This is a genomic window from Exiguobacterium sp. RIT341, from assembly GCF_000632205.1.
Taxonomy (GTDB): Bacteria; Bacillota; Bacilli; order Exiguobacteriales; family Exiguobacteriaceae; genus Exiguobacterium_A.
In genome coordinates, this window is the sequence record NZ_JFYW01000009.1 from 206,385 (window position 1) to 220,544 (window position 14,160).

At 45.7% G+C, this 14,160-nt stretch carries 13 protein-coding genes and 1 riboswitch; of the genes, 3 read left to right on the forward strand and 10 right to left on the reverse strand.

Annotated elements, in window-relative coordinates; genetic code table 11:
* Positions 1 to 136 precede the first annotated feature (136 nt).
* The 8 genes from BW42_RS11985 to pta form a co-directional block, all read right to left on the reverse strand.
* Positions 137 to 436, reverse strand: coding sequence for a rhodanese-like domain-containing protein (locus BW42_RS11985; protein ID WP_035411426.1), 300 nt, complete (start codon positions 434 to 436; stop codon positions 137 to 139).
* Positions 437 to 654: 218 nt separating this feature from the next.
* Positions 655 to 2,100 (reverse strand): glycoside hydrolase family 1 protein, encoded by a 1,446-nt coding sequence (locus BW42_RS11990; protein ID WP_035411429.1) that lies wholly within the window; start codon positions 2,098 to 2,100, stop codon positions 655 to 657.
* 24 nt (positions 2,101 to 2,124) lie between these two features.
* Positions 2,125 to 3,954, reverse strand: a complete 1,830-nt coding sequence (locus tag BW42_RS11995) for a beta-glucoside-specific PTS transporter subunit IIABC (RefSeq protein ID WP_035411432.1) — start codon at positions 3,952 to 3,954, stop codon at positions 2,125 to 2,127.
* Between the two features lie 105 nt (positions 3,955 to 4,059).
* On the reverse strand, positions 4,060 to 4,911 hold the full coding sequence (licT, locus tag BW42_RS12000; RefSeq protein WP_035411435.1) for a BglG family transcription antiterminator LicT: 852 nt from the start codon (positions 4,909 to 4,911) through the stop codon (positions 4,060 to 4,062).
* Positions 4,912 to 5,205: 294 nt separating this feature from the next.
* Positions 5,206 to 6,582, reverse strand: a complete 1,377-nt coding sequence (locus tag BW42_RS12005; protein ID WP_035411438.1) for an amino acid permease — start codon at positions 6,580 to 6,582, stop codon at positions 5,206 to 5,208.
* A 220-nt stretch (positions 6,583 to 6,802) separates the two neighbouring features.
* Complete coding sequence (locus BW42_RS12010; protein WP_035411441.1) at positions 6,803 to 8,104, reverse strand: nucleobase:cation symporter-2 family protein; 1,302 nt, start codon at positions 8,102 to 8,104, stop codon at positions 6,803 to 6,805.
* The gene (locus tag BW42_RS12015; protein ID WP_035411444.1) at positions 8,101 to 8,685 is read right to left on the reverse strand and encodes a xanthine phosphoribosyltransferase; all 585 of its coding nucleotides are present in this window, start codon (positions 8,683 to 8,685) and stop codon (positions 8,101 to 8,103) included. Before BW42_RS12015 ends, BW42_RS12010 begins: the two co-directional genes overlap by 4 nt.
* A gap of 76 nt (positions 8,686 to 8,761) precedes the next feature.
* Positions 8,762 to 8,861: riboswitch (purine riboswitch) on the reverse strand.
* 70 nt (positions 8,862 to 8,931) lie between these two features.
* Complete coding sequence (gene pta / locus BW42_RS12020; RefSeq protein ID WP_035411447.1) at positions 8,932 to 9,918, reverse strand: phosphate acetyltransferase; 987 nt, start codon at positions 9,916 to 9,918, stop codon at positions 8,932 to 8,934.
* Between the two features lie 345 nt (positions 9,919 to 10,263).
* Between pta and hemQ the strand changes: the two genes are divergently transcribed.
* Positions 10,264 to 11,040 (forward strand): hydrogen peroxide-dependent heme synthase, encoded by a 777-nt coding sequence (hemQ, locus tag BW42_RS12025; RefSeq protein WP_035411450.1) that lies wholly within the window; start codon positions 10,264 to 10,266, stop codon positions 11,038 to 11,040.
* Positions 11,041 to 11,132: 92 nt separating this feature from the next.
* The gene (locus tag BW42_RS16455) at positions 11,133 to 11,282 is read left to right on the forward strand and encodes a hypothetical protein (protein WP_023466754.1); all 150 of its coding nucleotides are present in this window, start codon (positions 11,133 to 11,135) and stop codon (positions 11,280 to 11,282) included.
* Positions 11,283 to 11,378: 96 nt separating this feature from the next.
* On the opposite strand, the gene BW42_RS12030 is transcribed toward BW42_RS16455, so the two are convergent.
* Both BW42_RS12030 and BW42_RS12035 read right to left on the reverse strand, forming a co-directional pair.
* The gene (locus BW42_RS12030) at positions 11,379 to 11,747 is read right to left on the reverse strand and encodes a DUF423 domain-containing protein (RefSeq protein WP_023466753.1); all 369 of its coding nucleotides are present in this window, start codon (positions 11,745 to 11,747) and stop codon (positions 11,379 to 11,381) included.
* A gap of 2 nt (positions 11,748 to 11,749) precedes the next feature.
* Positions 11,750 to 12,355, reverse strand: coding sequence for a trimeric intracellular cation channel family protein (locus BW42_RS12035; protein ID WP_023466752.1), 606 nt, complete (start codon positions 12,353 to 12,355; stop codon positions 11,750 to 11,752).
* Positions 12,356 to 12,520: 165 nt separating this feature from the next.
* Here BW42_RS12035 and BW42_RS12040 point away from each other — a divergent pair, with 165 nt between their 5' ends.
* Positions 12,521 to 14,149: an AarF/ABC1/UbiB kinase family protein gene (locus tag BW42_RS12040; RefSeq protein WP_035411453.1), complete on the forward strand. Its 1,629-nt coding sequence runs from the start codon at positions 12,521 to 12,523 to the stop codon at positions 14,147 to 14,149.
* Positions 14,150 to 14,160: the final 11 nt, after the last annotated feature.

A 14,160-nucleotide genomic window follows, 5' to 3' on the forward strand; every position in this document is an offset into this window, starting at 1 on the left:
GTGCAAGGACTCGCTATTCTACCTTCTCTATCGGAAGAATAACGAAAAATGTTCATAGAAAAATCGATAAACGTGTACTAGTTCACATGAAAAAAGACGACTCAGTTCGAGTCGTCTTCCTTAGTAACGTTTACCCTTATGCTTCTTGATCGCCCTTCCAGTTCATCATACCGCCTTCGACGTTGACGATGTCGTATCCATATTGCTCGAGGAAACGACCGACGTTTTCGCTCCGCGCACCCGCTTTACAGATCAAGTAGTAGGTTTCGCCTTCTTGCAATTCCGTATAGCGTTCGCCGATCTCAGACATCGGAAGGAGGCGGACGTTCGGAATATGTCCTGCATCGTATTCATCCTGCTCACGGACGTCGACGACATGCAACGCCTCACCTGCCTCTAATCGCTCTTGTAATTCATCTACATGAATCGTTTTCATCTCGTATGACCTCCTGTATGGTTCTGTCGTAAGTGTAGCAAATCTATTGTTAAAACGAAACGAAACCGTATTATAGGAATCCCCTTATTTTATAAAGCAGAATCCAAATGATTCGGAGATCGACAACAAAGATATAGATTCATTTAAGTTCAATTCCACATTACATAGTAAAGCCCTAAAAGCAGACGCTTCTAGTCTGCTTTTAGGGCTTTATCTTTTTATTTTGAGATGGAAGTCTGCGTTAATGCAGCACCATTCGTAGCAATGATCTCTTTGTACCAATAGAATGAATCTTTCCGTGAACGGGCAAGTGTTCCCGAACCATCATCGTGTTTATCAACGTAAATGAAACCGTATCGTTTACTGTATTCACCAGTCGACGCACTGACAAGATCGATACAACCCCAGCTCGTATACCCCATCATCTCAACGCCGTCTTGAATCGCCTCCATCATGGCCTTTAAGTGACCTTCAAGATACGCAATCCGGTAAGAGTCATGAATCGTACCATCCGGCTCCACTTCGTCGTAAGCACCAAGTCCATTTTCGACAATGAACAACGGAATCTGATAACGATCATACAATTTATTTAAGATGATACGTAAGCCATCCGGGTCGATTTCCCAGCCCCAATCACTTGCTTTCAGATACGGATTCTTGACCCCGCTCATGATATTTCCGCCTGCCTCATCTCCATCTTTTTCTGCTTTTTCCGTCCGCGACATATAATAACTGAGCGAGAAGAAGTCGACCGTATAGTCGCGTAACAGATCAAGATCACCGTCTTCGATCGCTAGCTCGATTCCGTTTTCTGCAAAGAAACGGTCAGCAAATGCCGGATAAGCACCACGGACATGGACGTCCCCGCAGAAATAGTTCATCATCCGTTCTTCCTCTAGCGCAAACTGAACATCGACCGGATTCGAACTGTACGCATATACGGGTGCAGCGATCAGCATACATCCGATTTGCATCGATGGATCGATTTGGCGAGCCGCTTTCGTTGCTAGACTACTCGCGACGAATTGATGATGTAGACCTTGGTATGTCGACTGTAACATGTTTTCGTCTTCACGCACTGCCATCCCAAGACTGAGCATCGGCATGAACTGGGCACCGTTGATTTCATTAAACGTTAACCAGTACTTGACTTTCCCTTGATAGCGTTCAAATAATACCCGGCTGTATCGTTCAAAAAACGTTACGAGTCGGCGATCACGCCATCCTCCGTATTCTTTTGCGAGATGAAGCGGTAGTTCGTAATGCGAAATCGTCACGAGCGGCTCGATACCATATTTCAACAACTCGTCAAAGACATTATCGTAGAACTGCAATCCTGCTTCATTCGGTTCTGTCTCATCCCCGTTCGGGAAGATTCGACTCCAAGCAATCGACATCCGGTATGTCTTGAAACCCATTTCAGCGAACAAAGCGATATCTTCTTTATAATGCTGGTAAAAATCGATTCCGTCATGATTCGGATACGTGTATTCTTCTTTCAATTCAAAATCGAATCGCGGATCGTGGATGACGTTCATCCGGTGTTTTCCTCCTGGCATGACGTCAGCAATTGATAATCCTTTTCCATCTGTCGCATACGCACCCTCTAGTTGATTAGCCGCTGTTGCGCCACCCCATAAAAAATCGGATTTGATCTGTTTCATGAAAAATTCCTCCTCTAATTTGGTTTAGACTAAGATACGCAAAACATCACGCGACGGTTCGACTGTACCTTGATACGTCGGCAATACATCGAGATAACTTGCCGTATTCGTGACGATAACTGGTGTAATCACGTCATAACCTGCCTGTTTAATTCGTTCAATATCGAAGCGAATCAGTGGATCTCCCACCTTAATCGCCTTCCCACTCTCAACGAGCGACTCGAAGTATTGACCGTTCAACTGAACCGTATCAAGACCGATATGAACTAAAATCTCAACACCAGTGTCAGATCGTAAACCAATCGCATGTTTTGACGGATAGACGGTCACGACTTCTCCGTCAAATGGTGCGTAGACGACACCTTCATCCGGAATGATCGCGAGTCCTTTCCCCATCGCACCGCTTGAAAAGACGGTATCGTTCACTTCATCCAACGAAATAATTTGCCCTTTGACCGGCGCAAGTACTGGTAAACCTACTTGTTCACTAATCGTCGGTACTTCTTCCGTGATTTGTTGCTTGTCACGTGCAAAGAAATATGTCAATCCAAATGAGACTATTGTAGCAACAGCTAGTCCGATAAGTGCTCCCCAGAATGAGAGGTTGATACCATCTTGCGGAATCATGACCGGTACCCCGAAAATTCCAAGTCCACCGAGTGCATAGGAAGCTGTTCCCAGCGCACCACCTACTAATCCGCCTACCGCACCACCAACAACACCGAAGATGAATGGCTTTTTACGTGGTAGTGTCAAACCATACATCGCGGGTTCCGTAATACCAAAGATACCGGCAATCGTCGAAGAAGTACCAAGTCCTTTGATTTTTGGATCCTTTGCTCGCATTGTAATCGCGAAAACCGCACCCACTTGACCAAAAGTTGCCATTAATACACCGACTGTGATGGTATCAAATCCATTGACAGACAAGTTATTGATAATGATTGGTACGAGTCCCCAGTGCAGACCGAACATGACGAAGATTTGCCAAAACGCACCGATGAAAGCAATCGCAATGACTGGACTTAAGTTATAGATGAACGAGTAACCAGCTGCCAGTCCTTGGCTGGCATACGTTGCAAGCGGACCAATCGCAAGGAAAGTCAGCGGGACAACCAACATGATGACGAGCATCGGTGTCGTGAAGTTTTTGACTGCTTCATGCGAATGACGATTGAAAAACTTCTCAAGTTTTGATGAAACGAATGTTGCCAAGATGATCGGAATGACAGACGAAGCGTAACTCATCAGGACGACTGGAATCGTCAAGAACGTTAAGCTATCACCAGAAGCCTGCAAGGCGACAATCGACGGATAAACTAATGCTCCTCCGATAATCATCCCGATATATGGATTACCACCGAACTTTTTCGCTGCTGAATGACCGAGAACGACCGGTAGGAAGTAAAACAAAGCGTCCGCAGTTGCATTTAAAACGATGTACGTCCCCATCGTCGGCGTCAACAGCCCCGTCGCTACAAGGATTGCAAGTAAGCCTTTTAATAGTCCGCTTCCTGCCATCGGACCAAGGATTGGTGTGAAGATGCCGGCAATCGTATCGATGAAACGGTTAAATAAACTCGTTTTTTCTGCTTCTTCCGACGTCTCCTGACCAATGCCGTTTAGTTCGTTGTAGACATCACCGACGTGGTTGCCAATGACGACCTGAAACTGACCACCACTCTTTACGACAGTAATAACACCATCGACTTGTTTTAGCGCTTCAGCATCTGCCTGTTGTTCGTCTTTTAATTTGAAGCGTAACCGTGTCGCGCAGTGGAAGACTGTTTTGACGTTGTCTTCGCCACCAACTAAACGCACAATGTCTTGCGCAAGAGCTTGATACTTCCCCATATGACTCACTCCATTCGTATTTTTAGAATAAAAAAACCTAAACGACGGCAAGTGGAAAAACACCTGCAATCATTTAGGTTTGGCCCGTCGATGCGGTAACCATCCTTAGGATTGATTCTGTTTCATCAAATTTTCGATATGAATCATTAAATAGAGTCGCTCATCTTTCGATACTTCATAGTCATACTTACCTGTAATCAAATTAGCAATTTTCTCGACGCAATTAAATGCGAGTGGATAACGGGATTTGACCATTTCATATAATTCCTCGTCTCCACCAACTTTTAGCATAGTTTTTGAAACAATCCGTTGTACAAAAAATTTCAAATGCGTTAAAAAGCGAGCGTATGCGTGAGATTCCTCATCCAATTCTACTTGGAAGTGATACGTGATGATCGTCATGATCGCCTGTGTCGCTTTCGTCATTTCCGTAACGATATGCAGGCTCTCCCCCTTGACTCCAGACATCGACGCATTGACGAAGTGCAACGCAATCGAGACCGCTTCTTCTTCTTCCAAGTGAACTGCATGCCGTTCATTGATGAGTCGAACTGCCTCTTTTCCAGCGGCAAATTCCGGACCATAAAATCGTTTGACTTCCCAGACGAGCGGATTTCGAATCACAATTCCCTCCGCATATCGTGATAGCGCATAATGAATGTGGTCGGCTAGCGTTACATAAATCGTGTCATGAAGCGATTTGTTGAGCCTCGCTTCTGCCATCTTAACGATTTCCTTGACTGTTTCGATTTCAGCTTGTGGCATCTCATTTAAAAAATCGATAAATCGTTCTCGACTCTCTTTACTCTCGAGCGTAAAGGTTTTTTCAATTCGTGATTCGTCTATCACATCACCCATTCGTTTTTGAAACGCGATTCCTCGCCCCATGACGACGTGTTCTTGCCCATTCGATTCAATCGCCACCACGTTATTATTAAACACTTTCACGATCTGCATGGAATCTTTCACCTCCACCCTTGAGCATCGAATTGAAAAGAAAAAACCTAAATTCATATCTATCGCCGCAACACGCAACAGATATCAATTTAGGTTTTGCCTGCTTTTGCAGTAACAATCCTGAATGGTTTATTCTTTTCCCTATTAGAATACGACGGAATCAGTGTGGCGTCAACTCATTTATGAAGCGCTTTCAAAATATATTTTAATGATAAAAAACTGAGTCCAGTATTTACCGGACTCAGTTTATCGAGATCATCTCGTATCTCGTTTCCATTCCATTCATCTATACGCTTATTCTCCTGATGCCTGACGCGTCGATTGACGTGTCTCTTTATGCATTCCTCTTGCATAATAGACGGCAATCAGAATCACGTACCAGAGTGGTCCAACGACCAGCGCGATTCTTGTACTTGCATCGAATGCCATCAAGACGATGACACCGGCAAGCGCCGCGAGTGCGAGGTAGTTGGCGACCGGGAAGAACGGAACACCAAATTCTGCTGAACCGTGTACTTTCCGCGCCCGCATCTGAGCGATCAAAATCATTGCCCATGTCCAAACGGCTCCGAACGTCGCGATACTCGTCACAATCGCAAAAACATCTTCCGGTAAGAAGTAGTTCAAAGCGACACCAACGAGTAAGGCAACACCTGACAAGATCGTTGCAAGTGCTGGAACACCGTTTTTTGAGATTTTCGAGAAACGACGTGGCGCTTCACTGTTCTCGGATAAGTTCATCATCATCCGGGCTGTCGAGAAGATACCGGAATTACATGATGATAGTGCTGCCGTTAAGACAACGAAGTTGATAATACCAGCTGCTGATGGAATACCAAGTGATTCAAACAATAGAACAAATGGACTGCTGTTGTTCGCACCGACTTGATCCCACGGATAAATCGATAAAATAACGAAGAGTGCTCCGATATAAAATACTAAGATTCGTAGGAAGACGTTATTGACGGCTTTTCGAATCGTTTTCTTCGGGTTCTTCGCTTCCCCTGCTGTGACCCCAATCACTTCAATCCCTAAGAAGGCAAACATGACCATCTGCATGGCAAGAAGTACACCAGTGAAACCGTTTGGCAAGAATCCTCCATGTGACCACAGGTTCGAAATCCCAACCGGTGTGCCGCCGTTTCCAAGACCAATGACGATCGTCAATGTCCCTAAGATGATCATTGCGACGATCGCGACGATTTTAATCAACGCAAACCAAAATTCGAATTCACCATAAAATTTAACAGCAATGAAGTTGATGCTCGTCATCAAAACAAGTGCTGCTAGCGCCCATACCCACCCCTGGGAATCCGGGAACCATACTTTCATGTAAATACCGACTGCTGTGATTTCCGCCATACACGTAAAAATCCAGAGTAACCAATAATTCCAACCCGTTAAAAAACCAGCTAATGGACTGACATACTTTCGGGCATATTCCGCAAAACTACCAGCGATCGGCTCCCGCACTGCAAGCTCCCCAAGTGCTCGCATGATAATGAAAATGATGACACCACCGATAAGATAACCAAGTAAGATCCCTGGACCTGCCAATTGGATCGCTTTCGCTGATCCGAGGAAGAGTCCAACACCGATTGCCGCCCCCAGCGACATGAGTGTAATGTGACGTTCTTCCAGTCCCCGATTCAACTCTGTCTGTTGTTTCATTTTTACGACGTCCTTCCAGTCTCTGTTTGTTTCTTAGCAGTTCCCCGTACCGCTACGTTGTCAGTATAAAGAAGATGTGTCGATTTTGTAAACGTTTTCAATGTATATTTTTCACTAAATCCACATACTCGGAATATTCTGATTACGTTAGCAGTATAAAAAAGGAACTACCTGCTACTATGTAGTATACAGGATAGCTCCTTTCGGAAAGTTACAATTGTTATTCAACTTTAGCAAGTGGCACATCTGCTGTTTCGGACTTCCCGGTCAATCGGAAGATCCCGTTCAATAGCAATGCTGTTAGTGAACCAGCGACGATCGGGCTATCCGTCAAAACGCGAATTTGTGATGGGAGACCTGCTACGATTTCAGGATTCATGCTAATTCCTAGACCAATTCCGAGCGCGAGTGCCACCGTGATGACGTGCTCGTTCTTCGAAAAATCGACCCGTGATAGGATACGGATCCCGCTTGCCGCGACCGTTCCGAACATGATCAACATCGCTCCACCAAGAACAGGTTTTGGAATCAATGTCGTAAACGTCGCTACTTTTGGTAAGAAACCGAGCAAGATCAAAAATCCACCCGCAAATAAAATGACTTTGCGTGTCTTTACGCCAGTCAACTGAACTAGACCGACGTTTTGGCTATAGGTCGTGTAAGGGAAACTATTGAAGATACCACCAACGATCGTCGCGACACCCTCTGCTCGGTAACCACGCGCTAGATCCTTATCCGTCAAACGACGGTCCGTGATTTCACCAAGTGTCAAGAACACACCTGTCGATTCAACCATCGAGACGAGACCAACGAGCGTCATTGTCAAGACGGCAGTTGCATTGAATGTCGGTACACCGAAGTAAAATGGTGTCACCATTTGGAACCATGACGCTTCTGCCACCGGACTGAAGTCGATCATTCCCATGCCAAATGCAACGAGTGTACTGATCATCACAGCAATTAAGACAGCTGCCGCTTTTGAGAAGACCGTACCGTAGCGATTCAAGATTAAAATCAAGACGATCGTTAATCCGGCGAGTCCGAGGTAACGTAAGTCACCAAAGTCTTTCGCTCCCTGTCCGCCTCCGATATCGTTGATCGCAGCCGGAATCAAGGAAATCCCGATGATCGTCACGACGGAACCAAGGACAACCGGTGGGAACAGAACTGCGATCTTACTAAACCAACCTGAAATGACGAGAATGATCAGCCCACTGGCAATCAAAGCACCGTAAATCGCTGTAATGCCTTGAAGACTTCCAATCGCAATCATTGGACCGACTGCTGTAAAGGTACAACCAAGTACGACTGGAAGACCAACACCTGTGTATTTCGTGACGAGTACTTGTAATAAGGTCGCAACGCCACACATGAAAAGATCAATCGCCACTAAATAAGCAAGTTCTTCTCCTGACAATCCAATCGCACTCCCGACGATCAGTGGAACAACAGCTGCTCCCGTGTACATCGCAAGCACATGCTGAAGTCCGAGACTGGCTGCTTTGAAGTTTGATAGTCTCATACGGTCACCGAGTCGACGAATGTCGCTTTTCCGTCCTTCAATGACTCAACACGCGCGAGTGACTCGACACGGAATCCAGCTTCGATCAGTTTTTGACGTCCCGGTTGGAACGACTTTTCAATGACGATTCCAAATCCAGCGACTTCTGCCCCTGCCTGTTCAACGAGACGAGCGAGACCAAATGCTGCTTCTCCGTTTGCGAGGAAGTCATCAATGATCAGAACACGTTCACCCGGTTGCAGGTATTTCTCTGCGACCGTGATTGTATTCGTCTGTTGTTTCGTAAATGAGAAAACTTCAGCTGAAATCGTTCCTTCGTTCAATGTGACCGATTTCGTCTTACGAGCATAGACCATTGGCACGCCAAGACGAAGTGCTGTCATCATTGCCGGGGCAATACCTCCCGCTTCGATTGTCAAAATCCGCGTGATACCAGCATCTTGAAAGCGTTCCATGAACTCATAGGCGATTTCCCACATCAACGTCGGATCAACCTGATGATTTAAAAAAGCATCCACTTTCAATACTTGATCCGACAAGACGATTCCCTCTTGATTAATCATGTCGTGTAGACGTTTCATACATGCATTCTCCTCTTTAAAAAACGAAAAAACGTACAGCCGCTACCCGGGGGCAGCCACTGTACGCCAAAAAAGAGAGCAGTAACTCACCACCCGTAGTCGGATCGTTACGGCGATCCGGTAGAGACTCGTGGGCCAATTCCCACTATTATACGAGCGTTGCTATACGTTTACGTTTCGTGATTTTCGTGATGTTTACCATTGTACGGGGTTTAGCGAAAAAGTAAAGACTTTTTCACACTGTGCTTAGGCTTGGCGTTCTTCGACCGCTTGTGCCGCCGTGATGATCGCGAGTTTGTAGACATCTTCTTCGTTACAACCGCGTGAAAGATCGTTGACCGGTTTGTTCAAACCTTGAAGGATCGGACCGATTGCTTCGAAGCCACCAAGACGTTGTGCGATTTTGTAGCCAATGTTTCCAGCTTCAAGACTTGGGAAGATGAAGACGTTCGCTTGACCCGCGACATCTGATTCTGGTGCTTTTGATTTTGCGACACTTGGAACGAAAGCAGCATCAAATTGAAGTTCGCCATCGATCGCAAGTTCTGGTGCGCGTTCTTTTGCGATACGCGTTGCTTCAACGACACGCTCTGTCTCTGCTGATTTTGCTGAACCTTTTGTTGAGAAGCTGAGCAATGCGACTTTCGGATCGATCCCGAATGTTTTCGCTGTTTTCGCAGATGCGATCGCGTTCTCTGCTAGGTCGTTCGCATCCGGTGCGATGTTGATCGCGCAGTCTGCGAAGACGTATTGCTCATCGTCACGAACCATGATGAAGACGCCAGATGTTTTTTTATAGCCTTCTTGCATTTTGATGATTTGAAGTGCCGGGCGAACTGTATCACCTGTAGCGTGCATCGCACCCGATACAAGACCTTCTGCTTGTCCAGTGTGAACGAGCATTGTACCAAACGTGTTCACGTCTTTTAAGATGACAGCACGTGCTTGTTCTTCTGTTGCTTTCCCTTTACGACGCTCAACGAACGATGCGACGAGCTCATCAATGCCAGCGTAAGAAACAGGATCGATTGTATCAAGTCCAGTTACATCGATGCCGTTCGCTGTTGCTGTTTCTTCAATTTGTGCACGCGGTCCGATGACGACCGGTGTGACAAGACCGTCTTTCTTCAAACGGACAGCTGCGCCGAGAACACGCGCGTCAATTCCTTCTGGGAAGACGATTTTCGGTTGGTGCGCTTTAATCTTTTGTTCTAACATATCGAATAATTGCATGAGTTTCTCTCCTTTTTTAGGTAAACACGACGACGTCGATTTGATCCATTTTCTTTTCCACCGTTTATTATACACAGTTCTCAATCGTTGTTAAAACAATTTGCAAAAAAGTTATCTAACAAAAGCACTGAAGCCATATTCCCTGACTATTACAGTCCTTTTAGATAATAGTACAGAGACTTTTTTAAGTAAAATATTGTCCCTTTCTCCTTTTACCCACTCCCTGCTCTTTTCATGTGTTACGATCTCGTGGACAAAAATTTTTAAGACAAAGCCTTTTATATAGAATGTGATAAGATAGGATATGGAAAAAGACAATTTATTTCAGACTCAGGAGGTCATCCCATGCAACACCAAACATCTGAACCGACTGCTACGCAACAAGCCGCTGAAACACTCGACGGCTGGTATACATTACATGATTTTCGCCGGATCGATTGGTCACGCTTAAAACAAGTCGACGCGACAGAGCGCGCGCGCATGATTGAAGAGTTCCAAGCCTTCCTCGCAGAGCTTTCTGGGGTGGAAGAAGCTAAAGACGGAAGCCACGCACTTTATACGATCATTGGTCAAAAAGCAGATCTCGTCTTGATGGTTCTTCGTCCTACGATGGAACAAATTCAAGACGTCGAAGTCAAGATGCAGAAACTCGATCTCTATGATTATTTGGTTCCAACATATTCTTATGTCTCTGTCGTCGAACTTGGTACGTACCGTGGTTCAGGCGAAGGAAACCCATACGAGAATCCATATGTGCGTGACCGCCTCTATCCGATCCTGCCACAAGCGAAGCACATCTGCTTCTATCCAATGAGCAAGTCACGTCGCGATGGCGATAACTGGTATACACTCTCAATGGAGAAACGAAAAGAGCTCATGTATCGTCACGGTATGATCGGTCGGAGTTACGCTGGGAAGATTCAGCAAATCATCGGCGGATCAACAGGATTTGACGATTGGGAATGGGGCGTTACGCTCTTCTCAGATGACATTCTTCAGTTCAAGAAAATCGTCTACGAAATGCGTTTTGATGAAGTCAGCGCGAAATATGGCGAGTTCGGTGAGTTCTTCATTGGTAACCGTCTCGAAAGTGAACAATTAAATACTCATTTTGCACTTTAATGTGTTGAATGACGTTTGATTGAAATATCTCATGGGAATATACTCCTTGCGGCTATAAAACAGTAAGTTGAATGACGTAAGGAGGAATTACCATGGGGAATGCTATGAACCGATCGACACGATCGCGTGAATTGCAATTCGCTGTGCTTTCAAAAGAGCTGAAACCGGTTGCAGATCGTGTACTGGATCGCTATGAGCAAGCATTATCGAAGCTAAACAAAACACAAACGACAAAGCGGTGAATCCGTTTTGATACCTACGCCTACTCTATCATGAGTAGGCGTTTTTCATATGAAAAAGACCGTCTTTCTCCATGACTGAAGAAACACGGTCCGTTCTCATAATCCTTTATAGGCACCAATTGCGACAAAGATCCACGCCGCGATGAACAAGACGCCACCGATCGGTGTGATGGCACCCAGTTTCGTTACATTCGTCAATGCCATGACGTACAGACTACCTGAGAAGAAGACGATTCCGGCGAGCATCAGCCATGCAGCTAATGACCATTGTGGGATCGATGCCTTTAATAGGAGTCCTCCGAGTGCTAGGATGCCGAGCGAGTGTACCATCTGGTAAAGTACGCCTGTCTGCCAGTTCGCAAGCATCCGCTCCGTCAACATATCTTTTAAGGCGTGTGCACCGAATGCACCTAGTGCGACCGATAGCATCATCGAGATCGCGCCAATCATAATGAATACTTTCATACTTATTCTCCCCCTAACCGTCGTGCTGGTAAATTCCATTCATAATAATACGATAGCATACGTAAAACGGTGATGAGTCCGAGCAATGTGAACAAATGTAGAGGATTCGTCAATTGGAAGCGATCAATCACGAGTGCTGCCATGACAGCCCACATCGCATAGATCTCTTTATGCAAGACGAGTGGTTTCCGACCAGCGAGTAAATCACGAATCACACCACCACCAACACCGGTCAGTACAGCCGCTGAAATTGTTGCTGACAATGGCAGTCCTTTTGCTGTCGCCATCAGGGCACCTTGAATCGCAAACGCAGACAATCCGAGCGCATCCGCGAGGACCCCCCAACGTGTCCAGTGCGGCAAGAATAACTGAGGTAACATGAAAATCAACAACGCAACGAGAATCGCAACTAAAAAGAGACCACCTTGCGACCAGAGAGCAGATACTGGTACACCAATCAATAGATTACGAATGGCACCACCACCAAATGCTGTGATCAAAGCAAGTAACCAAACGCCGAATAAATCATATTTTTCTTCCATCGCGACGATCGCACCACTCATCGCAAAAGCGACCGTGCCGATGATATTCAATAAGTCCCAGGACATGCGCACATTTCACCTTTCTACAAAGAAATTCCAATACTTACTATACTCTCTTTTTAGTTTCCGTAAAGCATTAATTTTCTGTCACCGTTTCGACCGTTTGCGAGTGACGTTTTTAGGTAAAGTAACCTATACTGAAACAAACTGTACAGGAAGCTAGGTGACCGTATGAAACGTTGGGCGCTTTATCGCATCGTCGTCATCGTGACGATGTTCGCACGTTACATCTTTACGATCTATCGATTCACCCGGAAAAACCGGCCAGGTACGAACAATGAAGAGTTTGAGCGCATCATGATCCGAATTGCGCGTGACTATAAGAAAAAAGCATTACGGTTAGAAGGATTATTGATCAAGCTCGGTCAGTTCTTATCGATTCGAGCTGACTTGTTCCCCCCATCCGTTTTGATGGAACTGACCGAACTCGTCGACAAAGTGCCTTCTAGCAAACTTGGAGAGTCACGAAAGATCATCGAAGAGGATTGGGGGATGCCGATCGAAGAAATCATCTCGGATATCAGTTCCCGTCCTGTCGCTTCTGCCTCGATTGGTGAGGTGTACAGCGGAACCTTAAAATCAAACGGTAAAAAAGTCGCGATCAAAGTACAGCGACCGAATATCGAACAAATCATCAAAACCGATTTCCGTGCCATGCGTATCGTCATTGCCATGTTGCGCCGGACGTCGTTAAACAAATCGACTGATTTGCAAAGCTTATATCGCCAAATGGTCTTCGTAATCGGTGATGAATTGAATTACCGTACCGAATTAAAAAACGGTCTCTACTTTAAAAAGATGTATGAAACAAACCCTGTCATTTATATCCCGAGCTATTATGAAGAACATTGTACAAATCGGGTGCTTGTTATGGAATGGATTGAAGGAACACGCATCACGGATCTGGATTATCTAGCCGAACATCAGATTGACCGTGAAGAACTAGCACGTAATTTATTTTTGAACGCTGGAGAACAATTATTGTTCGGCGGGAAATTCCACGCCGATCCGCACCCAGGCAATGTCCTCGTCCAGTCCGATGGCAAAATCGTCTTGCTTGATTTTGGGATGATCGGAGCGACGACGCCCGATGATATGCGAGCGATCCAGCGGATTCTTCAGTCCTTCGTCACATTGGATTACGATGCAATCGTCGATGGTTTAGAAGATCTACGATTCTTATTGCCAAATGCGAATAAGCAAAATATCCGACAAGCAATTGAAAAAGCAGTCACGTTCTATCTCGAAAGTGATATGGAAAACGTGGATACAAAACTGATCGAGAAGGTCTTATCCGATATCGAATTGCTCGTCCGAAATGAACCGATCCAGCTTCCTGCTGAGTTTGCTTTCTTTGGACGTGCCGCATCAACGATTCTTGGAATCCTTCAGATTCTTTCACCGCAAATCAACCTGCTGGAACTCGCTAAACCAATGGTTCGACGCTGGCTCGATGACGAAGGGAAAAATCAAAACCGTTACCTACAGATTGCTGGTTCTTACGGCGCGCGATTGCTCGCCTTCCCGCGTCTTGTTAACGATGCCTTAAGCGAACCGACACGTTGGCGGATCATGGAGCAACAAAAGTTCTCTCGTGTTGCGAACATCGAGTCACTCAAAATCCGACAGTGGACGAGTTCGCTCGTCGGGATTATCAGCCTGCCTTTTAGTTATCTCGGCTATTATTTTACGCAGTACGACGTCATGGGCATTTCCTTGACGATCGCTGTCATCGCTTTATGGAACGGTCGCCGGATCGGACGACAAATCGTCCGGATCGCCGATGAACCATTCCGTTAAATAACACATGA